The sequence below is a fragment of the Kribbella sp. NPDC049227 genome (assembly GCF_043197265.1).
Taxonomy (GTDB): domain Bacteria; phylum Actinomycetota; class Actinomycetes; order Propionibacteriales; family Kribbellaceae; genus Kribbella.
The window spans coordinates 568902-593103 of sequence record NZ_JBICST010000004.1 but is presented as its reverse complement, the minus strand read 5'-3'; the positions used below and the strand labels follow the sequence as shown (position 1 = coordinate 593103).

Sequence of the window (24202 nt, the reverse complement as noted above, 5' to 3'; positions counted from 1 at the left end):
GGTGAGCACATGTCGCAGCCGTGGCCGTACGCCTATCCGCATCAACCGGGGCCATACACCCCGCCGCCGGCGCCGCCGAAGTACCGGCCGTTGCGGCGGATCGCGCAGGTCAGCATCGTGCTGATGGGGCTGACCGCGGTCGCCGCGGTGATCCAGTCGGTCCTGCTCTGGCGCTCGTACGACGACGTGAAGCGGTTCGTGTACGGCCTGCTCTCCGAGGAGGAGATCGACCGGGGTGCTCGATCGATCGCCGGCAGCGGCCCTCTGCTCGACCTGGTCGGCTACCTTCTGGTCGGCACGGCCATCACCTTCATCCTGTGGCTCTGGCAGGCCCGTGAGAACACCGACTTCATCACCTCGCCGTTCGGTCCGAAGCCGTCGGACCTGAGGCCGCACCGGCTCGTGCAGGGCTGGGTCGTCGGGTCGTGGTTCTGCCCGATCGTGCAGTTCTGGTACCCGCTGCGGATCGTCGAGGACGTCGTCGCCGCGAGCGAGCCGCGGGACCAGCCGGGTGCGTCCCGGACCGGCGAGGTGCGCGGGCTGCTGTACGGCTGGTGGGCGGCGTGGACGGGGTTCTGGGTGATCCTGGTCGGCGGCGGCGGGATCGCGCTGATCGGCTTCGTCGTGTGGATCGTCCGCCTGGTCGACGCGGCCGACGCCGCCGACGCGACCGGTGAGTACGTCGATATCTACGACCTGCAGGACTTCATGGTCCGGGTCGCGCTGGGCGTCAACATCGGCTTCACCGTGGCGACGGTCCTGCTCATCGCGGCGGGGGTGGCCGCGTCACTGCTGCTGCTCCGCGTCAGCCGGTGGCAGCACGACCAGGTCGCCGTTCCGCCGGTTGCCGTCGCGCCACCGCCCCCTCCGCAGTACGCGCCGCGGTACACCAACCCGGGTCCGACGTTCCCTTCCTACCGACCGCCGTCCTAGAGCCGGACTCTAGAGTCGACACAGTACGGCGGTCGCGTCGTCGTACCGCTTGCCGCGAAAGGTGTCCGGGTGGGCTGCCTCGTCGTACTTCCAGACGCGGTCGACCAGCGTTGCCGGGCCAGCCGTCTCGAGCACCTCGAGGAGGTCCTCCCACGAGTGCCCGTAGCGCTCGGCGAACCGCGCCGCTCCGTCACTCAGTACGGCGATCAGCTCGACGTCCGCGCGATCCGTCGTACCCGTGAGTGCCTCGTACGCCGCCTTCGGCTCGGTGCTCGCGGCCCAGAACCCACCGGGCTGGTTGCGGAGCCTGCGGACGGCCTCGAACGTGTACTCGGGCAAGCGATCGACGCGGTTGTCGCTGTGGACGGTGATCGCTCCGTCCGGAGCCCGTACGACCAGAGGTGAATCGGCGAGGACCAGGTGTTCGACGTGGTCCGGCCCGGCGCGGAACATCGCGACTGTCGAGGAAGGACTGTCCGGGTTCGTGAGGTCACAGGTACCGGCGTGCACGGCGCAGACGGCCGCGATCGCGTCGGCCAGCAGTTCGGGCAGCGGCGCGGACGACTGCGAGAGGAGCGGTACGGCGAGCTGGCGGGCCAGCTGAGCGACGAGCCAGGCGACCGTGTGCCGGCAGCCGGAGTCGATGCCTTGCCCGGCAGTCGCACCGTCGAGCACGACGGCGAAGTAAGGTCCGGTCAGCGCGAGGTCCTCGTTCACTGCGGGCGGTCGCCGATCCGGCGCGGGCAGACTGATCGAGCGGATCTCCACCCGGCCATTCTCCCTTCCCGCCCGGCCCACCCCGGGCTAGGTCTGGGCGGCCCAGCTGTCGGTGAGCGACTGGTCGAGGGAGATCTTCGGCGACCAGCCGAGGTGCTTGCCGATCAGGGCAGTGTCGGCCTGCTGCCAGGCGACCGCCGGTGTGCCGTCGTGGATGTCCTCGACGATCCGGGCCGGCTGACCGCTCAGCTCGAACAACTGGCCGGCGACGTCCCGCGCCAGCACCGCCCGTCCGGTCCCGACGTTCAGCACCGGCGGCACCTTGACGTCGGTGAGAGCGACGGCGACCACCGCCTCAGCCACATCCCGCACATCGACGAAGTCCCGCCAGACGTCCAGCGACCCGACCTCGATCAGCTGCCGGCCGCGAAGATCCCGGATGACCCGGCCCGTGAGCGTGCTCTCGGGCGCACCAGGCCCGATCACGTCGAAGATCCGGAGTACGACGGCATCCGCGCCGTTGCGCTGGGCGCGAAGGACCAGTTCCGAGCCGGCCAGTTTGGTGATGCCGTACGGGCCGGCGGGGCGGGGCTCGCCCTGTTCGTCCTGGCTGGTGCCGTGCGACGCACCGCCGTACTCGGCGGCCGAGCCGAGCTGGACGAAGCGGGCGTGGCTGGCGTTGTCGCGGACCGAGGCGAGCAGGGCCTCGACGGCCGTCACGTTCGCGCGGACCAGGGTGGCCGGCTCACCCAGCGTGGCGCCGGCCGCGTTGATGACCACAGTGGGCTTGTACATGCCGATCTGCGTGTCCAGGGCGTAGGAGTGCATCGTGGCCAGGTCGCACAGCCGGTGTGGCTCACCCCGGCTCCGGCTCAGACCGCGGTGCTCCACCCCCCGATCGGCGAGCAGTGCGCAGATCCTGGCGCCGAGGAAACCTCCAGCGCCGAACACCATCACCCGCTCAGTTCCGGTCACGCTTCCATCGTGCGGCTCGTATTTGTCGGTGGGCTGAACGTTGGCCCTCGTCACCATCACAACTGCCTCGCGGACATCTCGGCGTACCCGGGTGTCAGTACGGCGTGGCAGGGTGGGGAACTCCGGCGAGCGGGTGGAGGGTGAGCGATGGCAGACCGAGGGCACGTGGCGGTGCCGACGGAGTCGACGATCCGGGACTGGGACGACGCCGATCCGTCCGGGCAGACGTACGAGCGGGTGCTGTTCATCGACAGTGACTTCACCGAACTGGAGAACCGGGGCGGGACCTTCCAGGAGTGCACGTTCCGCGGCGTCAGGTTCAACGCCTCCACCCACACGGACGCGGCGTTCGTGAACTGCACCTTCGTCCGGTGCTCGCTGTTCGACGCCACGTTCACCGGGTGCAAGCTGCTCGGCAGCTTCTTCGACGACTGCACCTACAACCTGCTGAAGGTGTCGGGTGGCGACTGGTCGTTCGCCGGGCTGCCGGGTGAAGATCTGCGCGGGACCGAGTTCACCGGGGTGAAGTTCCGTGAGGCGGATCTGACCGGCGTGCGGGCGGGGAAGGCGGTGCTGCGGGATCTCGACCTGTCGGGGGCGTCGCTGCATCGGGCCGACTTCACCGGCGCCGACCTGCGCGGATCCGACCTGTCCACGCTCGACCCGCTCACGGTCGAGCTGAAGGACGCGCGGGTGGACGTCACCCAGGCGATGGTCATCGCGACCTCCCTCGGGCTGGACGTACGCCCCTGAACCTGTGGATATCTCCGCGTAGTCGCGCAGTTATCCCCCGTTTTCATCCACAACCTGTGGATAAGTATCCGGAATGTCGTCATCGGGCCCGGGCCGCCGCCCGGAAGCCGTGGGGTGGTTTCGCCACCGGGATCGGCCGCGGGACGAGCCGGCCGCGGCGGTGGCGGGCCGGCTGCCGCCCGCGGACGACGATCATCGCGGCGTGCTCGACGACGTACGGACCGGTGACGAGGCGGCTCGGGCGGGTCAGCGTCCGTAGGCCGGCGACCAGACCGACACCGGCGAAGGTGCCGAGCGTGTTCGCGATCAGGTCATGCAGTTGGCAGGAGCGCCCGAGCTGCGGGATCAGCGCCTGAACCGCCTCCACCGACGCGGACAGCCCGATGCCGGCCGCGATTCCGTCGACCGGGCGTCCGCTGGCGAGCGCCAGCATTCCGGCCGCCGGCACGAACAGCAGGACGTTGAGCAGGCCCTGGAGCGAGGTCAGACCGCCGGTGGTGGCCAGGTGTGTTCCGCACTGGCCCACGCTCGCCAGCCGGTGCGCGGTCGGGCTGAGCGTCGCCGCCAGGACCAGAGCGAGCGCCGGCGGCAGGCAGAAGGCGGCCAGCCGAGGGACCAGCTCCCCCGGCCGCCGCAACGACGAGAGCGCGACCGGCAGTGCCATGCCGGTCAGAACGAGCCACGTGTCCAGTAGGTGTGGGATGCCGCGATAAGTCTCGAGCACTCGTCGGACCCTCCCGTGGTCGACCGGCTGACTCGAACGCTTTCTCGTCGATTTCTTCCACATCAGACGATCTGTCGTCCGATCCCACGCTCGCCAGAGGGGTCCGGACATCTGCATGCACCCGCAAACAGTCCGTGACAATCCGTGCACAAAATGTCACGGAAGGAAGGTGCTCTAGGCAACGATCATTTGCTCCACGCCCATCCGCGGCCCGCTCGCGGTGGAGCTGGGATCAACCGATCGGTTGAGTCGGGTGGGGCTGGGTGAGCGATGTGGGGGAGGGGTGCTGCGCGCGACCGTGGAGGTATGGAGATCGAGGGAAGGCGAGCAGGGATGACTGTGGATGTGGAGCAGCCGCGGGTGGCGGCTGCGCTGCGGGCGGTGCGGCTTCTGGTGGCGGCGTACGTGGGGATCAGCGTGCTGACGCTGGGAGCCATCATTGCCTTGCGCAACGACGCGAGTGCGGTGAACGACGCGGCGTGGGTGCGGGGGACGATCGTGGTGGCCAGTGCGCTGCTGACGTTCTCGTTCGTACGGCGGGCGGCGAAGGGCTCGCGGCGGGCGTTTCTGCGGTTGCGGATCGTGTCGGCGGTCATGCTGGTCGCGATCGTGGTGATCGACACGCTGCCGGGCACGTTCCCGCTGTGGCTGAAGTTCGAGCAGGGGATCTGCGGGTTGCTGCTGCTCGGCGTCGCACTGATCGTGAACGGGAAGCCCCTGCGCTCGGTGTTCACTGGGCGGTAGGCGACGGCGAGGAGCGGGCGTGAGTGAACGAGTGTGGCCGGTGCGGCTGACCGTGGTGCCGTCTGTACTGCTCGCCGTCCTCGCCGCGCTGACCGTGCTGATCAAGCGCACCGAACCACGATCGCTGCTGATCGACCTGGCCCTCTGTGCGCTCATCGCGCTGTGGATCCTCGGCATGTTCACCCTGCGTCCGGCCTGGCGCGAGCAGCCTCGGCTGATGGGGGTGTTCCTGGCCGGCTTCGTGGTGATCCTGGCGGTGCTCGTGGTCCGCGATCCGTGGTTCGGCTTCCTCACCCCGGCCGGGTACTTCTACGCGTTCATGCTGCTCCCTTGGCCGTCGCGGCTGGCCGGGATCACCGCGGTGGCCGTCCTCGCCGGCACCGCGCAGGCGTACGGCGTACCGAAGAACGAGGTGTGGGGCTGGTTCGCGTACGCCGCTGTCGTCGGGGTCAACGTGGTCGCGATGTGCCTGGCCGGCTGGCTCGGCTGGAGGTCCGACGTCCTGAGCCGGCAGCGCCAGGATGCGGTCGACGAGCTGACCGAGACCAACCGAAGGCTCGAGCAGACGCTGGCCGAGAACGCCGTTCTGCACAGGGAACTGGTGACGCAGGCGCGCGAGTCCGCTGTTCACGACGAGCGGGAGCGAATGGCCCGCGAGATCCATGACACGCTCGCCCAGGGCCTGACCGGGATCGTCACCCAGTTGCAGGCCGCCGAGCACACGAGCGAGGACCCGGCGAACCGGCACCTCACCGCTGCGATCGACCTGGCCCGGGAGAGCCTGACCGAGGCCCGCCGCTCCGTGCACGCCCTGCGCCCACAGCCCTTGCAGGCGGCCACCCTGAGCGAGGCGATCGAGAACGTCGTACGACGCTGGACCGCGCTGCACGGGATCGACGTCCAGCTCACTACCACCGGTACGCCGCGAGCCATTGATCCGGAGGCCGAGTCGACGCTGCTGAGGGCGGCGCAGGAGGCGCTCGCGAACGTCGCGAAGTACGCGCGAGCGAGCCGGGTCGGTGTGACGCTGTCCTACATGGAGAAGGAGGTCGCCTTGGACGTCCGCGACGACGGCGTCGGCTTCGACCCGTCCCGCCGTACCTCGTCCGACGGCAGCGGCTTCGGCCTGTTCGCGATGCGGCAACGCGTCGAAGCGCTGGACGGGACACTCGAGATCGAGTCCGAACCAGGAGCCGGTACGGCGATCTCGGCCTCGGTCCCCACCCTCGCCGTCGGAGGGCCGGCGTGATCACGCTGCTGATCGCGGACGACCACCCGGTGGTGCGGGACGGGTTGAGCGGGATGTTCGCGGCCGATCCGGAGTTCGAGGTGATCGGCGAGGCGAGTGACGGCGCGGAGGCGATCCGGCTCGCTCAGGCGCTGCGGCCGGACGTGATCCTGATGGATCTGCAGATGCCTGGCGTGAACGGGCTGGCCGCGATCACCGAGCTCACGAAGCGCGGCGTGGAGTCGCACGTCCTGGTGCTCACCACCTACGACACCGACGCCCACGTCGTCCCCGCGATCGAGGCGGGAGCGACCGGCTACCTGCTCAAGGATGCTCCGCGGGACGAGCTGCTCCGGGCGGTGCGAGCCGCGTCCCAGGGGCAGTCCGTACTGGCTCCGTCGGTGGCGAGCGTGTTGATGAACCGCGTGCGTACGCCGCCGGCAGCCGAGCTGCTGAGTCAGCGCGAGATCGAGGTGCTGCAACTCGTGGCCGCCGGCAAGACGAACCGTGAGGCGGCCGCGCGGCTGTTCATCAGCGAGGCGACGATCAAGACACACCTCATCAACATCTACGCCAAGCTCGATGTCCCCGACCGCGCGTCCGCTGTGGCTGCGGCGTACAACCTCGGTCTGCTGAGGCCTCCGGGTTAGCGGCGGTGCTGGGCGACGGCGGTGGCCGTGGCCCCTTCGCCGTCGGCGGTGAGGCCGGTGATCACCCCGTCGACGTCCGCCTCCGGCCGGTTCTGGCTGAGCTTGAACTTCGCCTCGATCCGCTTGATCGCGATCTCGACGCCGACGATCGCCCGCAACTGCCCGCTCACAAACTTCTCCGGCGCATCGTCCACCGACCACGGCTCCACCCGGCCCGCCTCGTGCAGGTCGGACAGCCGCCGTACGACGGTCTCGACCCAGGCCGGATCGTCGTACACGGTCATCGTCCCGTGCACGTGCGCGGTGATGTAGTTCCAGGTCGGGACCACTCGGCCGTGTTCGCGCTTGGAGGCGTACCAGGCCGGCGAGACATACGCATCCGGCCCGCGCACGATCACCAGCGCGTCTCCGAGCACGGGCTTCTGCCAGTGGTCGTTGTTGCGGGCGAAGTGCCCGAGCAGGACGTTCCTCGAGCGGTCGTAGATGAACGGCAGCATGGTCGCCACCAGTCCATCCGGCGTCATGGTCACCAGGTCGGCGGCTCGGTGGCGGGCGAGCAGTTCGTGCACCGCCTCGTCGTCGGCGGCGAAGTGCGCGGGAACATACATGCAGGGATCCTTGTCGATGGCGAACAGCCCCAGTCTCCCTGGCGCCGGCCGCCCGGCGACAGGTCCATTCCGGTCAGGCTTCGCCCAGGCCACTCAGTGCAGGACTTCGTGTGTCCACTCGGCGCGCGGCTGGATGTGCAGTCGCCAGTACTGCTCGGCGATGCCGTCCGGGTCCCACGCCCCACCGGGTGCGACCCCTCCGGCGACCGTGACGGTGGCCGCGTGCACGCCCAAGGCGCCGTACTGCTGGTCGAGCAGTGTCACCAGCGTGCGTACGCCGGCCTTGCCCAGCGACAGGCTGGCGTAGTCCGGCTTCGGCTCGGGCATCCCGCCGGTGATGATGAACGTGCCGCTGCCCCGCTCGGCCATCGCGGGTACGACGTGCGCCGCGGTGGTGATCGCTCCGCCCACGTTGACCGCCCACGCGTCCAGGTGTTCCCGGGCGGTCAGCTCGCCGACCGCGTCCGACCGGATGATCGCGGCGTTGTAGACGACCACGTCCGGTACGCCGTACTCCTCGGTCGCTCGATCGAGCGCGGCCCGCAGGCCGGCCTCGTCCGTGCTGTCAGCCGTCGCCGTGAACACCTCGGCACCGGCGAGCGCATCGGCCGCGACCTTGAGCGTCTGCTCGGACCGCGCGATCAGCGCGGCACTCATACCCTCCCGTACGAACCGCTTCGCCACCGCGAGGCCGATCCCCGGCCCGACTCCGACAATCAGTACTCCTGCCATACCCGGACCGTACGACCTGACACCAATGTCAGAGTCAAATCGGCTAGGACCGCAGTTTGGCGGCGTACTCGTAGTCGCGGCGCCAGTCGCCGGAGGGAGCGATGATCACGCGTTCGGTGCCCGCCGCCGCGTAGGCCTGCAGTTGGTCGGCCGCGCGCGACGGGTCGGCGTCGAGCTGCGGCGCGACGACGGTCGCCTTCAGCGGCGGACGGTCGTGGTCCGCGGCGAGCTTGTTGATCTGGGCAAGGTTCGTCCGGATCTCCGTCGGTGACATCGCGATCGTCGCCCATCCGTCGCCGTACCGGGCCGCCCGTCGTACCGCCGGCTTACCGTTGCCCGCGACAACTATCGGCGGGACGACGGAGCCGGGTGCGAGCTTGGCCTCGAGCCCGTCCGCGAGCACCGCGGACCGGCCGGCGATCAGATCCGGCAGCACCTTCAACGCTTCGTCGGTGCGGCGGCCGCGATCCGCGAACTCCACGCCCGCCGCCCGCCAGCCGATGTCGCCATGAGCCGGATTCCCTGTCCCCACACCGAGAACGAGCCGGTTGCCGGACACCAGCTGCAGCGTGTTGACCTGCTTGGCCGCCCACGCGACCGGCCGCAGCGCCAGCAGCATCACGTTGAACCCAACTGTGATCCGCTCAGTCACGGCGGCCGCGGTCGCAAGCACGACCGAGCTGTCCAGCATCGGCCCACTCGCGATCAGATGATCCGTGGACCACACGGAATCCAGCCCGATCTCCTCCGCGAACCGGGCGCTCTCCCGTACGTCGCCCAGAATCGGCCGCGACGGATCCGGCGTCGACGTCGGCAGGATCACTCCGATCTCAAGTCCCATACCAGCCGCAACTCGTCGTTCTCCGCTGCTATTCCAGTGCCGTGGGATGCTGGGGCATGACCTCGCTGTTCGCCGACGCCAACCGCGTCCAGAAGGCGCTGCGCACCTTCGCCGCGAGCAGCGCGGGGGCGTGGTTCTTCAGCCGTACGGCGCACCACCTCGATAGCGCACTGGCCAGGGCTACCAAGGGCCGCAAGACGGTGGCGGGTGTCGTCTTCGGCGTACCGACGGTGCTGCTGACCACAACCGGCGCCAAAACCGGCCAGCCGCGGCAAGTGCCTGTGCTCGGCGTACCGTACGGCGCCTTCCTGGGCCTGATCGCCTCGAACTGGGGCCAGGCGAAGCATCCCGCGTGGTACTACAACCTGAAGGCCAACCCCGAGGCCGAGATCTCCGTCGACGGCGACCAGCATCCGGTCCGCGCCCGGCTGGCCACCCCCGCCGAACGCGACGAGATCTGGACTGCCGGCCTGGCCTACTACCCGGGTTGGCGCAACTACGAGGTCCGAGCCGGCGCCCGCCACATCGAAGCGTTCGTCCTCGACCGCCGCGTACCGTGACGGGATGGACACTGCACCACGAATCCGCCTCGGCGCACTGACCATCACGGCCGAACGCCCCCGAGAGCTGGGCCGGTTCTACTCCCAGTTCCTCAGCTGGCCGTACATCCGCTACGAAGACCCTGGCCCCGACGACCCACCGCATGCCGGCTACGCCCTGGTCTGCCCGCCCGAGGGTGTCGCCGAGCCGGCGCTGAACTTCGACTACGACCCCAACTACCGCCGACCGGTCTGGCCGACCGAACCGGGCGAGCAGACGCCCACGGTCCACCTCGATGTCACCGTCGACAACCTCGACACCGCCGTCGCCTGGGCCACCACCTGCGGCGCCACCCTGGCCCCCGTCCAGCCCAACCCTTCCGCCCACCGCGTCGTACTCGACCCAGAAGGCCACCCCATCTGCCTCTGCCTGCCTTAACTCTCCACTGCCCAGAGCCAAGATATTCATTGACAAGAATATTCTTGGTGGTGAATACTTCGAGGCATGGACCAGATCGCATCAGCTCTTGGGGACGGGGCGCGGTGGCGCCTCGTCGAGCTGCTCGCCGAGCGGCCGCGGTCCGTCGGTGAGTTGGCCGAGCTGACCGGGCTGCGCCAGCCGCAGACCACCAAGCACCTCCAGACCCTGGGTCGGGCCGGCCTGGTCACGGTCACCCCGCTCGGGCAACGGCGCGTCTACGCCCTCGAGGCCGCGCCACTGCGGTCCCTCGAACGCCGACTCGGTGAACTGATCGGAGCGGTCGAGGCACAGGCGGGCGATCGAGCCGTGATCGCGCGCCACCGAGCCTCCATCGACGCCGAGGCCGCGATCGCGGACCGGGAACGCTGGGCCGACGGACGGACCTTCTCGTTCGAGCGCATCCTGGCCGCAGCCCCGGAGGTCGTCTGGCAGTACTGGGTCGATCCGGACCTGCTCGCAACCTGGTGGGCGCCGCCGTCCGTCACGATCGCCGACTGCGTCCTCGAGCCGAAGGCCGGTGGTCGCGCCGTCCTCGACTACCGCGACGGCGAGCAGCTCTACCGCTCGCGCGGACAGGTCCATATCGCGGAAGCGGCGTCGCGTCTCGGGTTCGATCTGAGGTTGCTGGACGACTCCGACGCGGTCTCCTTTCACAGCGACTACGACGTGACGTTCGCGGCGGTCCCCGAGGGCACCCGGCTGCAGGTCGACGTACGCATCAACGAGACGACCGTCGAGGCCGTCCCGTACATCGCCGGCATCGCCGCCGGCTGGGGCCAGGTCCTCGACAACCTCGCCACCCAACTCGACAACAAGGGAGTACAGCGATGACACGCACTGTCAAAGCCAACATCAGCCTCACCCTCGACGGTCGGTACAACGGTCCCGGCGGCCCCGGTGATCTCGGAGCGATCGTCCCGTACGCCGTCACCGACGTCGCCCGCGACCACCTCACCCGCATCTGGGAAGGCTCGACGACGGCACTGCTCGGTCGAGTGAACGCCGAGGGGTTCCTGGGCTACTGGCCCCCGCTCGCCGACGACGAGACGGCCGACCCGCGCGATCGCGGCTATGCGAAGTGGCTCCGCGACACCGAGAAGGTGGTCCTCTCGACCACGCTGACCGAGGCCCCCTGGGAGCGCACCCGCATCGTGAACGAGCCCGCCGCCGACGTCGTCACCGAACTCAAGGCCACCGGCGAAGGCGACATCCTCGTCAACAACAGCACCACCGTGATCAAGGCTCTCCTGGCAGCCGACCTCCTCGACCGCCTCTACCTGATGATCACTCCCGAAATCGCCGGCAACGGCGACCGCCTCTTCGACGACAACCTCCCCGCCTCCAAGTGGGCCCTCACCCGCCAGGACACCGGCAAGCTGGGCGAACTAGCCCTCATCTACGACCGCACCCGCTGACTCAAGCGGGCTTGGTTGCTTGGAGGGAGTAGGTGACAGGGAGGTCCTGGCCGCCGATGGGTAGCCGGTACCAGCCGTCGGGGTCGCGGACCAGCACGCCTGACCGGTGTTCCTGTTCGTCGCGGAGGTACTCGGTCAGGTCGTCGACGGCGAAGCCCGCCCGGACCGCTGCCGTGACGACCTCACCCAGTCCATGCGGATAGCCGACCGACGGTTGCGAGATGGGCACGTCTCCGCCGGCGTACGTTCCCTCCCACTGATCGACCTGGGCGGCGCCGCCCAGGTACGCCGTACCGAACGCCACCGGTGCCACCGAGTCGACCATCAGCATCAACGGGTGTACTTCGACCACGACGAGCCTGCCGCCGGGTCGCAGTACGCGAGCCGCTCCGCCGAACCACGCGTCCAGCGAGGCGATCCAGCAGAGCGAACCGTACGACGCGAACACCACATCGGACGTGCCGTCCAATTCCTCCGGCAACTGCTGGACGTCCGCCTGGACGAACGTCGCGGCAAGGCCCGCCCGGGTCGCCAGCCCGCGCGCATACTCGACCGCGGCCGGCGAGAAGTCCACGCCGGTCACTCGCGCGCCTTCTCTCGCGAACGACAGTGTGTCGAGCCCGAAGTGGCACTGCAGGTGCAGCAGATCCAGACCGTCGACAGGCCCGACCGCTGACCGCACGATCGAGGTCAGCGACGACCGGCCCGCAAGAAGGCCGTCGATGTCGTAGTACGTCGACTCCCCGGTCGTGTGGACCTCGGTGAGCCGATCCCACAACTGCCTGTTCACCTCGAGGTCGGTGTTCTCGTCCGTCATGCAGCCCACCATGACGACCTCGGGCTCCGGTGTCACCCGTTGACGCCCCGAGGTTGTCAGGCTTAACCTGACAAGCGCGTCAGGGGAGTCCTGACACGATGGGAGAGCGCCATGCCGGACAACGTGATGCGTTGCTCGTTCTGTGGGAAGGCCAAGGACGAGGTGAGCCGGCTCATCGCCGGGCCCGGGGCGTTCATCTGCAACGAGTGCGTGGTCCTGTGCGAACAACTGATCAGCGGCCAGCCCATGACGACGTTCCCGCCACTCGACGGCAAGACCGACGACGAACTCCTCGCCGAGATGGTCCAACTCGACGCCTCCCGCGGCCAGGTCGAGGCCGCCGTCCACGACCGCGTGCAGGTACTCCGCGCCCGCTCCGTCACCTGGGCCAAGATCGGCGAAACCCTTGGCACCACCCGCCAATCAGCCTGGGAACGCTTCTCCAACGAGGAATAGCCCCAGCCTCAGAGCGCACCACCAGCCAGCGCTTGAGCAGGGCGGGGGAGACACGCGAAAGGCCGGTCCCCAGTGGAGACCGGCCTTTTCGTGTGGTGGAGACGAGGGGACTTGAACCCCTAACCCCTGCCTTGCAAAGGCAGTGCTCTGCCAGTTGAGCTACGCCCCCGTGGGGGTATTGGTCAGCGGCCCGGGGCGACCGGGTCGACGGCCTCGGCCCAGAGGTCCTTCTCGGCGCGGGACTGCTGGGTCTTCTTGTAGGCGAAGTATCCACCGATGCCGGCGACCAGCACCAGCAGGATCTTTCTCAGCACCGGGACTCCTCGAATCGGGGTTCGCCATGGGGATGGTGGGCCTAACTGGACTTGAACCAGTGACCTCTGCCTTATCAGGGCAGCGCTCTAACCGTCTGAGCTATAGGCCCGCGTTCTGCGGGATCGAACCCGGGAGAGATTACCGCACCAAGTGCCCCTCTCCCAAACCGGTTCCGGTCAGGCCCGCGCGGGGCCCGACCGGAGACTCGGGTACGCCGTCAGTCCTCCGACGCCAGCGTGACTTCGAGGCCGCCGAGCAGCGTGGCGGCGATGTTGTAGAGGAAGGATCCGAGCGTCGCGAGCGCGGTGATGATGAGTACGTCGGCACACGCCAGCAGCGTGGTGAATCCCATCACCTTTCCGGTGTTGATGTAGTTCTCGATCCGGAACGGTTCGGCGGTCGGCGTACCCAGGACTTCCTGGACGGTGTTGTTGATGTTGTCGAACACACCGGCCGCGCCGATCGCGGACCAGACGATGAACACCGCGACCCAGGTGACGATGCCGAACGCGATCGACAGCAGGAACGCCGTCTTCATCACCGACCACGGGTCGATCCGGGACATCCGCAGCCGGGCCTTGCGGGTCTGCGGCCGGTGCGATGCCTTCGGCGCCTTCTCGGCCTTGGCCGAGAGCCTGGTCTCGGTCTTCTCCGGCTTGGCGTTCGTCACCGACGACGCCTTGTCGAGCACCGCCTGACGCGCCGCGCTGAGCCGGTCACCCAACGACTCGGTCTTGGCCGGCTCCTCGGTCAGCCCGTACGACGCTGCCGCCGGCCCAGTGGCTCGCGGCGCACCCGTCGCACCGGGGGACCAGGGCTCGGGGCGACCAGGAGTGCTCGGGCCGGGCGCGACCTGCCCCGGGCGCTGCTGCTGAGGGCGGACCGGCTGCTGCTGCGGCGGCCGAGCGGTCTGGCCAGACAGCGGCGCGGCACCCGGCGTGGAGCCGGGTCGCTGCTGCGGCCGGTACTCACTGGCACGCTGGCCGTTCGGAGCACCTGTTCTCGGCTGGCCGTTGGAACGACCGTTGGAGGCCGGGTCGGCCGGTGGCGTGGACTGCTCCCGGCCCTGCGCTGGCCGCTGGGTCTTGGAGCTGTCCGCCGCACCGTCTGGCCATGTCGGCCTCGCGCGGTTGGTCATCAGTCACCCTCCTGGCCGGCATCGTCGTCTTCGACGGTAGCCGCGCCGTCGACGTCCGTCGAACGCTGGTCACCATTGTTGACGCCCTCAGGGGTGGATTCGGTTGTCGATCCGTCCACATCCTGGGCACCTTCGGAGGGTGTACCCGCTTCGGCCGCTCCGGATTCCTCGCCGTCGAGATCCCCGTCGAGTTCGCCGTTCACGGTCAGATCGGTGTTCCGGGCGATCGCGACCACCGCGTCGGACTCGCCGACGCCGGCGAACCGGACGCCCATCGTGTCGCGGCCCTTCACCGGCACGCTGTCGACCCGGCTGCGGACGACCTGGCCGCTGGCCTTGATCGCCAGCACCTGGTCCTCGGCGACCACGATGATCGCGCCGACCAGCGAACCGCGCTCGTCGTTCAGCTTGACCGCCTTGATGCCGAGGCCGCCGCGGCCCTGCTGGCGGTACTCGGAGACCCGGCTGCGCTTGGCGTACCCGGCGTCGGTGACGGTGAAGACGTACTGCGTCTCCTCGTCGGCGCCGGCCCGGATCACCGACATCGAGAGCAGCTCGTCGCCGGAGCGGAATTTCATCCCGGTCACGCCGGAGGTGGCCCGGCCCATCGGGCGGAGCTGCTCGTCGTTCGCGGTGAAGCGGATCGACTGGCCCTTGCGGGACACCAGCAGCAGGTCGTCATCGGCGGTGGCCAGGTCGGCGCCGATCAGCTCGTCGTCCTCCTCGCGGAAGTTCACCGCGATGATGCCGCTCTGCCGGGCCGAGTCGTAGTCGGTCAGCGCCGTCTTCTTGACCAGGCCCTTCTTGGTCGCGAGCACCAGGTAGTCGGACTGCTCGTAGTCGCGCAGCGTCAGTACCTGTGCGATGTCCTCGTCCGGCTGGAACGAGAGCAGGCCGGCCACGTGCGAGCCCTTGGCGTCGCGGGCCGACTCGGGCAGCTGCCACACCTTGGCCCGGTAGACCCGGCCCTTGGTGGTGAAGAACAGCATCCAGTGGTGGTTCGTGGTGGCGAAGAAATGGCTGATCTCGTCCTCGGCCCGCAGCTGCGCGCCCCGGACACCCTTGCCGCCCCGGTTCTGGGTCCGGTACAGGTCGGTCTTGGTCCGCTTCGCGTAGCCGCCGCGGGTGATGGTGACGACGACGTCCTCGTCCGGCACCAGGTCCTGCACCGACAGGTCGCCGTCGGCCGCGATGATCTCGGTCCGCCGCTCGTCGCCGTACCGGTCGACGATCTCGGCGAGCTCGTCCTTGACGATCGACCGCTGCCGCTCCGGGCTGGCCAGGATGTCCTCGAGGTCGGCGATGATCGCCTCGAGCTCCTGCAACCGCTCGATGATCTTCTGCCGTTCCAGTGCGGCCAGCCGGCGCAGCTGCATGTCCAGGATCGCCTGGGCCTGGATCTCGTCGATCTCCAGCAGCTCGATCAGGCCGGTGCGGGCCTCGTCGACATCGGGGCTGCGCCGGATCAGCGCGATCACCTCGTCGAGGGCGTCCAGCGCCTTCACGTAGCCGCGGTAGATGTGCGCGTTCTTCTCCGCCTCACGCAGGCGGAACCGGGTCCGCCGCTGGATGACCTCGATCTGGTGGTCGATCCAGTGGCTGATGAACAGGTTCACGCTGAGCGTGCGCGGTACGCCGTCGACCAGCGCGAGCATGTTGCAGCCGAAGGTGTCCTGCAGTTGCGTGTGTTTGTAGAGGTTGTTCAGTACGACGCGCGGCTGAGCATCCCGCTTCAGCACGACGACCAGCCGCTGCCCGGTCCGCGACGAGCTGTCGTCGCGGATGTCGGCGATCCCGCTCATCTTGCCGGTGTTGACCAGCTCGGCGATCTTCAAGGCCAGGTTGTCCGGGTTGACCATGTACGGCAGCTCGGTGACGACCAGGCTGGTCCGGCCCTTGGCGTCTTCCTCGATGTCGACCACCGCGCGCATCGTGACCGAACCACGGCCGGTGCGGTAGGCGTCGTCGATGCCCTTGTAGCCGACGATCAGTGCACCGTTCGGGAAGTCGGGGCCCTTGATGTACTGCAGGCAGGCGTCGAGCAGCTCCTCCTGGGTAGCGTCCGGGTGCTCCAGTGCCCAGTCGACCGCGGCGGCGACCTCGCGCAGGTTGTGCGGCGGGATGTTCGTCGCCATGCCGACCGCGATGCCGGACGAGCCGTTCACCAGCAGGTTCGGGAAGCGGGCCGGCAGGATCACCGGCTCCTGCGACTTGCCGTCGTAGTTGGCCCGGAAGTCGACCGTGTCCTGGTCGATGTCGCGGACCATCTCCATCGCCAGCGGCGCCATCCGGCACTCGGTGTACCGCATCGCGGCCGCCGGGTCGTTGCCCGGGGAACCGAAGTTGCCCTGGCCCTGGATCAGCGGGGCACGCATCACCCACGGCTGCGCCAGCCGGACCAGGGTGTCGTAGATCGCCGAGTCGCCGTGCGGGTGGTACTGACCCATCACGTCACCGACGACACGAGAGCACTTGTTGAAACCACGGTCCGGCCGGTAGCCGCCGTCGTACATCGCGTAGAGGATGCGGCGATGCACCGGCTTGAGGCCGTCGCGAACCTCGGGCAGTGCGCGGCCGACGATGACCGCCATCGCATAGTCGAGGTACGACTGCTGCATCTCGGTCTGCAGGTCGAGTGGCTCGACCCGGTCGTGGCCCGGAGTGGTGGGGGTCTCGGTCATGAAAAGCTCGTCCCGTTCAGGTCAGTACGTCGGTCGATGGCGCCAACGGATCGTGGCCCGGGGCAACGGGCCACGCATCCATCAGATGTCGAGGAAGCGAACGTCCTTGGCGTTGCGCTGGATGAAGCTGCGCCGCGCCTCGATGTCGTCGCCCATCAGCGTCTGGAACGTCTCGTCGGCGCGGATCGCGTCGTCCAGGGTGATCTGCAGCAGCACCCGGTTGGCCGGGTCCATCGTGGTGTCCCACAGTTCGTTCGCGTTCATCTCGCCCAGACCCTTGTAGCGCTGGATCGGGTTCTCCTTGGGCAGCTTCCGGCCCGCCTCGGCGCCGGCCTCGAGCAGACCGTCGCGCTCCCGGTCGGTGTACGCGAGCTCGTCGGCGTGGTTGCTCCAGCGGATCTTGTACAGCGGCGGCTGCGCGGCGTACACGTGCCCACGCTCGATCAGCGGCCGCATGAACCGGAACAGCAGCGTGAGCAGCAGGGTCCGGATGTGCTGGCCGTCGACATCGGCGTCGGCCATGATCACGATCTTGTGGTACCGGAGCTTGTCCTCGTCGAAGTCCTCGTGGATACCGGTCCCGAGCGCGGAGATGATCGCCTGGACCTCGTTGTTCTGCAGGACCTTGTCGATCCGGGCCTTCTCGACGTTCAGGATCTTGCCGCGGATCGGCAGGATGGCCTGGAACTTCGGGTCCCGGCCGCCCTTCGCGGAGCCACCCGCCGAGTCACCCTCGACGATGTAGACCTCGCACTCCTCCGGGTTGGTCGACTGGCAGTCGGCCAGCTTGCCGGGCAGACCGCCGCCACCCAGCAGACCCTTGCGGTTGCGGGCCAGGTCGCGCGCCTTCCGGGCGGCGATCCGGGCACTCGCGGCCGCGGTGGCCTTGCGGATGATCTCGCGACCCTCCTGCGGGTTCTGCTCGAACCAGGCGCCGAGCCGGTCGTTCACGACCCGCTGGACGAAACCCTTGACCTCGGTGTTGCCGAGCTTGGTCTTGGTCTGGCCCTCGAACTGCGGCTCGGCGAGCTTGACCGAGATGATCGCGGTCAGACCCTCCCGGATGTCGTCACCGGTGAGCCGGTCCTCCTTCTTCTTGATCATGCCCTGGTCCTCGCCGAACGAGTTGACCAGCGAGGTGAGCGCGGCCCGGAAGCCCTCCTCGTGCGTACCACCCTCGTGGGTGTTGATCGCGTTCGCGAAGGTGTGCACGGATTCCTGGAACGAGCCGCTCCACTGCAGCGCGACCTCGAGGCTCATGCTGTTCTCACCGTTGGCCGCGGCCTCGAACGAGATCACGTCGCGGTGCACGGTCTCCCGGATGCCGGTCAGGTACTTCACGTAGTCGACCAGGCCGTTCTCGGCCTTGAAGGACTGCTCGACCGGGTGACCGTCCTCGGTGTGGTCCGGACGCTCGTCCCGGATCACGATCTCCAGGCCCTTGTTCAGGAACGCCATCTCGCGGAACCGCGTGCACAGCGTCTCGTAGGAGTACGTCGTGGTCTCGAAGACGTCGGGGTCGGCCCAGAACGTCACGGTGGTCCCGTTCGAGTCCGACGTACCGATCTCGGCGAGGTCCTCGTCCGGGACGCCGTGCGTGAAGGACTGCGTGTACAGCTTGCCCTTCAGCTTCACGTCGACCTTGAGCCGGGTGGACAGCGCGTTCACGACGGACACACCGACCCCGTGCAGACCACCGGACACCTTGTAGCCACCGCCGCCGAACTTGCCGCCGGCGTGCAGGACGGTCAGTACGACGGTGACGGCCGGCTTGCCCTCGGACTCGACGATGTCGACCGGGATACCGCGGCCGTTGTCCTCGACGCTGACCGCGCCGTCGGGCAGCAGGGTCACGACGATGCGATCGCCGTACCCGGCCATCGCCTCGTCCACGGCGTTGTCGACCACCTCGGTGACGAGATGGTGCAGACCACGCTCACCGGTGGACCCGATGTACATCCCCGGACGCTTCCGAACCGCGTCCAGACCCTCCAGGACCTGGATCGCACTGGCGTCGTACTCGCGGTCCACGATGTTCGACGGGATCTCGTCGAGCATCGCGGGAAGTTCACCGCTGTCGGGTGCGACGGTGCCGATGGGGTCGGCGGACTGGTTGGCGTCGATCTCGGTCGGCTCGTCGGTCACCGGCTGTTGTCCTCCTCGGACCCCGCGTTCGCGAGGCATCGCTGCACAGTGGAAACCGCCCCCTACAGTGTTGTCAGAGGCGCGGCTCGCTCTACAGGCTCCATCTTACCTGTCGACCGAAGCAGAACCTGCCACCAGGCGCCTGAAACTCGGGTCAGGGCGTCTTTTCTCCCTCGTCGCCATGTCCCCTCTCGCGGGTGGGGGGCCGGAAAGCGCTCAAGGCCGCTCAGTGGCCTCCGGCCGGTTCACCACTGACCGTCTGGGACCCGAGACGATCCGAACCGGTACAGGCCGGTTCAACAGACCGGGGCGAGCGCGGACGAGGCGGTCCGTCGCGCACCCCATCACCCTTAGGATCGCTGCCGTGGAAAGTCTCGACGACGTCATCGACGCCATGATCGCGGAGCGGGTGATCCACCGGCATCGGCGCAAGTGGCTGATCGCGATCGCCCTCGTCGTCGTCCTGGCCCTGATCGTCCTCGCCACCGGTGGGTGGAAGGAGAAGACGGGCCGGACCGTGCCCACGCTGACCGCGCCGGTGACTGTGACGTCCGGCAAGTGGGAGTACAACTTCACCAAGGCCGAGATCGTCCAGCACCCGAAGAAGGAGTACTCGCCGGCCGAGGCCGAGCTGCTGGTGTACTTCGACCTGAAGAACATGGACGACGAAGAGGACACCAGCGACTCCCTGGACGGCCGGCTGCTCCGCCTGGTCCCCGGCGACGGCAAGGATCTGGTCGAGTCCAATGGAGCGACCTGCCGCGGGCAGATCGGCTGGGTCGTCGTCTTCGGTCTGCCGCCGGTCAGTTGCGTCACCAAGTTCGAGATACCGCCGGACTTCACCGCCGACGTGGTCGAGATCGGTGTCCTCGGCGAGCGCTTCGAGTCCGACCAAGGCTTCCTCGGCGCGAACGAGGACCCGTACTGGCAGCAGCCGGAGGCGGATGCGGTGGTCCAGCTCAAGCCGGCCATCGTCGTCGACAACGGGGAGAAGAAGTGAAGCTGTATCGCCCCGCCACCGTCCTGGTCGGCGTCCTGTTCATCCTGCTCGGTGGACTGACCCGGCTCGCCACCCCGGACCACGTGTACGAGAAGCAGAACATGGAGGTCGTGCACGGCACGATCGGCGAGAAGCTTCCGTACGGCGACTCGTCCGTGACCATCACCCGGATGAAGTTCGCCAAGACGGTGCTGGAGAGCGGCGCCAGTGAGGACGACGAGCCGATCGAGACCGACGGCGTGTTCGTCGCGCTCGAGTGGGACGCCGTCCGCGGGGTCACGGAGCCGTTGTCGGCCAACCCGACGCTGCGTGCCGACGGCGGCACCATCTACCGGCCGCTGGGCGTCACCGAGTCCGGCGTCGACTTCCCGGACCCCGGGTTCGCCCAGATCGGCGCCGTCGTCTTCGAGGTCAACCCGTCGGACCTGAAGGGTCTGACGCTCCGGCTCGATCCCGCGCCGCTCTACAACGTCCTGTACGTCGCCATCGACGTCGACCTCGGCATCCCGAGTGAAGAGGTGGCTCAGCGGCTCGTCGACGGAGCCGCGGCCCAGTACGTGTTCGGGAATCGCGAGGTGAGGGTGGCGTGAAGATGACCAGGCACCGCGCGGTCCGGTGGGGCGTCCAGCTCGCGCTGATGCTCGCGCTGCTGTCGACGAGTGCCTTCCTGATGCTGCGGGACTACATCGACAACGACGAGGAGTTGTTCGACGAGGGCCGGGTCACCGAGGTGGTCAAGCAGGGCCCGGTGACGATCGGCGACGTCGAGTGGAAGCTGGATTCGCTGGAGACCTACACCACCCTCGTCAACGACGAGGGCGAGGAGATCTCGCTCGACGACAAGCCGGCCGGCTCGGTCATCGTGGTCGCGAAGATGACGGTGAAGCCGCTCGACGGCCTGTACATGAAGGAGAACGGCTTCAGCTGCACGGCCAGCTTGCGCGACGACCGCGGCAACCAGTGGCAGACCAAGCAGCCGTTCAAGTTCGCGCTGCCGACGTACTGCACGAACGAGGACCAGCCGTTCTACCGAAACAAGCCGGGGGCGCTCGCCGGGGTGTACGTCGTCCCCGAGTCGGCCGTCCCGCATCTGACCGGCGTCGTCGTCCAGAACCTGTCCGAGCGCCGGCGCATCATCCTCACTCCCTGAGGGCGGCGGCCAACGGTCAGGCGTTGACCGGCTGCTTGTCAGGCTCGTTCGTCTCCGCCGTGGCCTCTTCCGCCTCGGCGGCCTCGGCGCGGCGCTGCGCTCCGACCGAGATACACAGGTCGAACGCGGCCGCCAGCAAGGCGATCCGGAGCGGCTCGAAGATGAGGCTCTGGCCCAGGTCGGCGATCTCGTGGACCATCAGTCCCCAGTGCATGCTCTCCGGTCCGATCGCCCGCTGGATCAGGACGAACGCCCAGTCGCTGCCGAGCAGCCAGAACGTGTAGACCATGCAGACGACGCCGAGGAACACCGGACCGACCCGGACCAGCAGCCGGAACGCGTTCAGCGTCGGGTAGAACTTCTCCCGCAGTCCGCCGAGCAGCAGGTTCGGGGCTTTGTTGGTGAGGGCAACGATCCGGTTCTGCTGCGGTGCCTCCTGCTCGAGCTGACCGCCGAGGCGACGCTCCACCCGGGTGCCCCTGAAGACGCCGCCACTGGTCAGCACCCGGTGACCGAAGACGACGGTCGTGATCGCGAGCCAGGTCAGCGGCTCGGCGACGCCGAGCTTGAACAGCGGCCAGAGGCTCTCCCAGAAGAAGCCCCAGAGGAACTCGATCCCGGCCGGGATCGGGATGTGGATCCCCGCGAAGAAGTCCTTCAGCCCGCCCCACCAGTCCAGCGACCAGTACCAGAACGTCCGCTCGCTGATCCAGTCCTTGGCGTCGGCGACCGCGAACGGGGTGACGACGACCGTGATCAGCAGGAAGAACGCCTCTGCCCAGACCTGGACGAACTTCGCCGGCCGGCTCGGCCAGCGGTCGTCGACCGCCTCGATCACCCGGCGCAGGACCAGCAGGATCACGATCGCCGGCAGGTACTTGTGCCACTGGCCGCCGCCGAGTTCGAAGAAGGCTGCCCCCGACTGCAGACCGCGCTGGACGTTGTTCGTCGACGTCAGCGATCCGATCTGGTCCTCGAGGAAACCCCAGGCCGACCACACCGCGACCAGCGGCAGCAGGGTGACGGCCAGCAACTCCATCACGCCTTGCTGCGTCGGGTCGGAGGTCTCCTCGCTCTTGTTGGACGCTGCGTCGCGCCAGCGGTAGAGCGAGGTCGCACAGGTCCGGATCATGCCGACGGCGGCGGCGATCTGGAGCAGCACACCGATCGAGAACACGCCGGTGCCGAGGCTCGAGTGCGCGTGCTCGTCCAGCCAGATCGCGGCCTCCACGCAGGCCTTGAAGCCGAGGAAGCCGGCCAGCCACCAGGTCGTCAGGGGCAGGAGGTTCCGCCACCAGAGCCGGAAGGTGTCTCCGATCAGGTGGACCATCTCGCGGAAACCATCGACGATCGTGCGCATCGCGCCCGATCCTAGGGCATGGATGGTGCTACCTCGCCTGTCGCGAGCAGGTGCTCGGCGCGGTTCCGAGTGCCGCGCAGTAGGCGGGGTCAGCCGTAGGTGTCGCGGGGGCCGCGGCCGCCGCGGATGGTGCGGGGGCCCTTGCGCCAACTGGGAGTGTGGGGGCCCTGGACGTTGACCTGGGTGACCGTGCCGTCGCCCAGTTCGGTGTTGAGGCGGCGGACCAGATCGGGGGCGAGGAGCTTGAGTTGCGTGGCCCACGCGGTGGACGACGTACGCACGGTGAGCACGGTGTTCTCGTAGGACTCCGGCGTACAGTGCTCGGCCATCTCCGGACCGACGATCGACGGCCAGCGCGCCATCACGCCGTGTACGGCGACGTCCACCTCCCAGCCCTGGTCGCGCATCAGCCGACCGAGCGTGTTGGTCAGCTTCTGTGGATCCCGGTCGTCCGGACGCGCGCTGCTGATCTGGGCGCCGTCGATCCGCGGCCGCCGGCGCGTCCGCTTGACCGGCTTGATCGGGCCGTTCGCGGCCTGCTGCTTCAGCCGCCCGGCGAGCGATTTCGCCAGGTCCAGCCCCTGCTTGTCGTGCTCAGGTTCGCCCGGACGCTCCGGAGCCGCCTCGCTCTCGAAGCCGCTCTCAGAGGAATTCCGGGGTTCAGGCACGCCGCACGGATCCTTCACCGACATCGAACCGGACGCCGCTGAGCTCAGCGGGCACGTCCGCGCCGACCGCCGCGGTCACCAGCACCTGCTCGGCCGGCGCGACCAACTCGGCCAGCCGGTCCCGGCGCTGCGTGTCGAGCTCGGCGAACACGTCGTCCAGGATCAGCACCGGTTCACCCCCGTCCGCTCGAAGCAGCTCGTACGACGCCAGCCGCAGCGCGAGCGCGAACGACCACGACTCACCGTGACTCGCATACCCCTTCGCAGGCAAGTCCCCGAGCCCGAGTACGACGTCGTCGCGATGGGGTCCGACCAGGGACACACCCCGCTCGAGCTCGTCCTGCCGCCTGTCCCGGACCGCTGCGCCCAGCACCTCGGCCAACTGCTCCCGCGACACCACACCGGGCTCGAGCAGGACCGACGACTTGTACTCCAGCCGCGCATTACCCTTGCCTCGGGCAACAGCGTCGTACGCGCCGGAGACCAACGGACGCAGGGACTCCAGCAACTCCAGCCGGGTGGCGAGCAGTTCGGACCCGGCGCGGACGAGATGTGAGTCCCACACCTCGAGCGTGCGCAACTGCCCCTCGGCGGCGCCGGACCGGTTCTGCCGACGGGCCATCGAGGCGCTGCGCAGCAACGAGTTCCGCTGCTTGAGCACGCGGTCGTAGTCCTGCCGTACGCCGGCCATCCTCGGCGACCGCAAGGTCAGCAGCTCGTCCAGGAACCGGCGTCGTTCGGACGGGTCGCCCTTCACCAACGCGAGATCCTCGGGGGCGAACAGCACCGTACGGAGCAGGCCGAGCACTTCCCGTGGCCGCGGTACGGGCGAGCGGTTCACCCGGGCCCGATTTGCCTTCCCAGGATTGATTTCCAGCTCGACGACTACGTCCCGGTCGTACTGGCTGCGGATCTCGGTCCGCACGATCGCCCGGGTGGCCCCGGCCCGGACCAGTGGCGCGTCGTTCGCGACCCGGTGTGATCCGAGCGTCGCGGTGTAGTGGATCGCCTCGACCAGGTTGGTCTTGCCATGGCCGTTCGGCCCGACGAAGGCGGTCACGCCCGGAGCGAGCTCGACCTCCGCCTGCGCGTAGGACCGGAAGTCGAGCAGACCCAGGGCGGTGACATACAC

The 24202-nt window shown here is 68.6% G+C and carries 27 protein-coding genes and 2 tRNA genes; 13 read left to right on the top strand and 16 right to left on the bottom strand.

Annotated elements, in window-relative coordinates; all coding sequences use genetic code 11:
- Positions 1–9: 9 nt before the first annotated feature.
- Entirely contained in the window at positions 10–933 is a 924-nt protein-coding gene (locus ACGFH6_RS20655; protein WP_393385995.1) for a DUF4328 domain-containing protein, read from the top strand.
- 9 nt (positions 934–942) lie between these two features.
- Here the strand turns inward: ACGFH6_RS20655 and ACGFH6_RS20650 are convergent, their stop codons facing one another.
- Together ACGFH6_RS20650 and ACGFH6_RS20645 are read right to left on the bottom strand one after the other, a co-directional pair.
- The gene (locus ACGFH6_RS20650; protein WP_393385992.1) at positions 943–1701 is read right to left on the bottom strand and encodes a protein phosphatase 2C domain-containing protein; all 759 of its coding nucleotides are present in this window, start codon (positions 1699–1701) and stop codon (positions 943–945) included.
- Between the two features lie 36 nt (positions 1702–1737).
- Positions 1738–2625, bottom strand: a complete 888-nt coding sequence (locus ACGFH6_RS20645) for an NAD-dependent epimerase/dehydratase family protein (RefSeq protein ID WP_393385990.1) — start codon at positions 2623–2625, stop codon at positions 1738–1740.
- Positions 2626–2772: 147 nt separating this feature from the next.
- On the opposite strand from ACGFH6_RS20645, the gene ACGFH6_RS20640 reads away from it, so the two are divergent.
- The gene (locus ACGFH6_RS20640) at positions 2773–3378 is read left to right on the top strand and encodes a pentapeptide repeat-containing protein (RefSeq protein WP_393385987.1); all 606 of its coding nucleotides are present in this window, start codon (positions 2773–2775) and stop codon (positions 3376–3378) included.
- A 79-nt stretch (positions 3379–3457) separates the two neighbouring features.
- Here the strand turns inward: ACGFH6_RS20640 and ACGFH6_RS20635 are convergent, their stop codons facing one another.
- Complete coding sequence (locus tag ACGFH6_RS20635; RefSeq protein ID WP_393385985.1) at positions 3458–4102, bottom strand: VanZ family protein; 645 nt, start codon at positions 4100–4102, stop codon at positions 3458–3460.
- Between the two features lie 333 nt (positions 4103–4435).
- Here ACGFH6_RS20635 and ACGFH6_RS20630 point away from each other — a divergent pair, with 333 nt between their 5' ends.
- From ACGFH6_RS20630 to ACGFH6_RS20620, 3 genes are read left to right on the top strand one after another with little or no spacing between them, the layout of a single operon-like run.
- Positions 4436–4846, top strand: coding sequence for a hypothetical protein (locus ACGFH6_RS20630; RefSeq protein WP_393385982.1), 411 nt, complete (start codon positions 4436–4438; stop codon positions 4844–4846).
- A 19-nt stretch (positions 4847–4865) separates the two neighbouring features.
- Positions 4866–6095, top strand: a complete 1230-nt coding sequence (locus tag ACGFH6_RS20625; protein ID WP_393385980.1) for a sensor histidine kinase — start codon at positions 4866–4868, stop codon at positions 6093–6095.
- Entirely contained in the window at positions 6092–6724 is a 633-nt protein-coding gene (locus ACGFH6_RS20620) for a response regulator (RefSeq protein WP_393385977.1), read from the top strand. Before ACGFH6_RS20625 ends, ACGFH6_RS20620 begins: the two co-directional genes overlap by 4 nt.
- Here the strand turns inward: ACGFH6_RS20620 and ACGFH6_RS20615 are convergent.
- The 3 genes from ACGFH6_RS20615 to ACGFH6_RS20605 form a co-directional block, all read right to left on the bottom strand.
- Entirely contained in the window at positions 6721–7332 is a 612-nt protein-coding gene (locus tag ACGFH6_RS20615; RefSeq protein ID WP_393385975.1) for an FMN-binding negative transcriptional regulator, read from the bottom strand. The genes ACGFH6_RS20620 and ACGFH6_RS20615 overlap by 4 nt on opposite strands.
- Before the next feature lie 93 nt (positions 7333–7425).
- On the bottom strand, positions 7426–8064 hold the full coding sequence (locus tag ACGFH6_RS20610) for an SDR family NAD(P)-dependent oxidoreductase (protein WP_393385973.1): 639 nt from the start codon (positions 8062–8064) through the stop codon (positions 7426–7428).
- A gap of 43 nt (positions 8065–8107) precedes the next feature.
- The gene (locus ACGFH6_RS20605; RefSeq protein WP_393385970.1) at positions 8108–8905 is read right to left on the bottom strand and encodes an LLM class flavin-dependent oxidoreductase; all 798 of its coding nucleotides are present in this window, start codon (positions 8903–8905) and stop codon (positions 8108–8110) included.
- A 56-nt stretch (positions 8906–8961) separates the two neighbouring features.
- On the opposite strand from ACGFH6_RS20605, the gene ACGFH6_RS20600 reads away from it, so the two are divergent.
- From ACGFH6_RS20600 to ACGFH6_RS20585, 4 genes are all read left to right on the top strand, one after another.
- Entirely contained in the window at positions 8962–9465 is a 504-nt protein-coding gene (locus tag ACGFH6_RS20600) for a nitroreductase family deazaflavin-dependent oxidoreductase (protein WP_393385969.1), read from the top strand.
- A gap of 4 nt (positions 9466–9469) precedes the next feature.
- Entirely contained in the window at positions 9470–9883 is a 414-nt protein-coding gene (locus ACGFH6_RS20595) for a VOC family protein (protein WP_393385967.1), read from the top strand.
- 66 nt (positions 9884–9949) lie between these two features.
- Positions 9950–10756 carry a metalloregulator ArsR/SmtB family transcription factor gene (locus ACGFH6_RS20590; RefSeq protein WP_393385964.1) on the top strand — a complete coding sequence of 269 codons (807 nt, stop codon included), beginning with the start codon at positions 9950–9952 and terminating at the stop codon, positions 10754–10756.
- Positions 10753–11340, top strand: a complete 588-nt coding sequence (locus ACGFH6_RS20585) for a dihydrofolate reductase family protein (protein ID WP_393385962.1) — start codon at positions 10753–10755, stop codon at positions 11338–11340. The genes ACGFH6_RS20590 and ACGFH6_RS20585 overlap by 4 nt, the downstream gene beginning before the upstream one ends.
- 1 nt (position 11341) lies before the next feature.
- Here the strand turns inward: ACGFH6_RS20585 and ACGFH6_RS20580 are convergent, their stop codons facing one another.
- Positions 11342–12157, bottom strand: a complete 816-nt coding sequence (locus tag ACGFH6_RS20580) for a class I SAM-dependent methyltransferase (protein WP_393385959.1) — start codon at positions 12155–12157, stop codon at positions 11342–11344.
- A gap of 111 nt (positions 12158–12268) precedes the next feature.
- Here ACGFH6_RS20580 and ACGFH6_RS20575 point away from each other — a divergent pair, with 111 nt between their 5' ends.
- A complete protein-coding gene (locus tag ACGFH6_RS20575; RefSeq protein ID WP_360438032.1) occupies positions 12269–12613 on the top strand; it encodes a ClpX C4-type zinc finger protein in 345 nt (114 codons plus the stop codon).
- Positions 12614–12706: 93 nt separating this feature from the next.
- On the opposite strand, the gene ACGFH6_RS20570 is transcribed toward ACGFH6_RS20575, so the two are convergent.
- From ACGFH6_RS20570 to gyrB, 6 genes are all read right to left on the bottom strand, one after another.
- Positions 12707–12782 (bottom strand) — tRNA-Ala (locus ACGFH6_RS20570).
- Between the two features lie 13 nt (positions 12783–12795).
- Positions 12796–12927, bottom strand: a complete 132-nt coding sequence (locus tag ACGFH6_RS20565; protein ID WP_393385955.1) for a DLW-39 family protein — start codon at positions 12925–12927, stop codon at positions 12796–12798.
- A 33-nt stretch (positions 12928–12960) separates the two neighbouring features.
- A tRNA-Ile gene (locus tag ACGFH6_RS20560) sits at positions 12961–13037 on the bottom strand.
- Between the two features lie 108 nt (positions 13038–13145).
- Positions 13146–14066, bottom strand: coding sequence for a DUF3566 domain-containing protein (locus tag ACGFH6_RS20555; RefSeq protein ID WP_393385953.1), 921 nt, complete (start codon positions 14064–14066; stop codon positions 13146–13148).
- Positions 14066–16684, bottom strand: coding sequence for a DNA gyrase subunit A (gyrA, locus tag ACGFH6_RS20550; protein ID WP_393386739.1), 2619 nt, complete (start codon positions 16682–16684; stop codon positions 14066–14068). Before gyrA ends, ACGFH6_RS20555 begins: the two co-directional genes overlap by 1 nt.
- A gap of 144 nt (positions 16685–16828) precedes the next feature.
- On the bottom strand, positions 16829–18805 hold the full coding sequence (gene gyrB, locus ACGFH6_RS20545) for a DNA topoisomerase (ATP-hydrolyzing) subunit B (protein WP_393386737.1): 1977 nt from the start codon (positions 18803–18805) through the stop codon (positions 16829–16831).
- A 451-nt stretch (positions 18806–19256) separates the two neighbouring features.
- Between gyrB and ACGFH6_RS20540 the strand changes: the two genes are divergently transcribed.
- From ACGFH6_RS20540 to ACGFH6_RS20530, 3 genes are read left to right on the top strand one after another with little or no spacing between them, the layout of a single operon-like run.
- Positions 19257–19892: a hypothetical protein gene (locus ACGFH6_RS20540; protein ID WP_393385950.1), complete on the top strand. Its 636-nt coding sequence runs from the start codon at positions 19257–19259 to the stop codon at positions 19890–19892.
- A complete protein-coding gene (locus ACGFH6_RS20535) occupies positions 19889–20482 on the top strand; it encodes a hypothetical protein (RefSeq protein WP_393385948.1) in 594 nt (197 codons plus the stop codon). The genes ACGFH6_RS20540 and ACGFH6_RS20535 overlap by 4 nt, the downstream gene beginning before the upstream one ends.
- A 2-nt stretch (positions 20483–20484) precedes the next feature.
- On the top strand, positions 20485–21042 hold the full coding sequence (locus ACGFH6_RS20530; RefSeq protein ID WP_393385945.1) for a hypothetical protein: 558 nt from the start codon (positions 20485–20487) through the stop codon (positions 21040–21042).
- Positions 21043–21058: 16 nt separating this feature from the next.
- On the opposite strand, the gene ACGFH6_RS20525 is transcribed toward ACGFH6_RS20530, so the two are convergent.
- The 3 genes from ACGFH6_RS20525 to recF all read right to left on the bottom strand — a co-directional run bounded on the left by ACGFH6_RS20525 (position 21059) and on the right by recF (position 24202).
- Positions 21059–22402 (bottom strand): hypothetical protein, encoded by a 1344-nt coding sequence (locus ACGFH6_RS20525; RefSeq protein WP_393385943.1) that lies wholly within the window; start codon positions 22400–22402, stop codon positions 21059–21061.
- 89 nt (positions 22403–22491) lie between these two features.
- Positions 22492–23070 (bottom strand): DUF721 domain-containing protein, encoded by a 579-nt coding sequence (locus ACGFH6_RS20520; RefSeq protein ID WP_393385941.1) that lies wholly within the window; start codon positions 23068–23070, stop codon positions 22492–22494.
- The gene (recF, locus tag ACGFH6_RS20515; RefSeq protein ID WP_393385938.1) at positions 23063–24202 is read right to left on the bottom strand and encodes a DNA replication/repair protein RecF; all 1140 of its coding nucleotides are present in this window, start codon (positions 24200–24202) and stop codon (positions 23063–23065) included. Before recF ends, ACGFH6_RS20520 begins: the two co-directional genes overlap by 8 nt.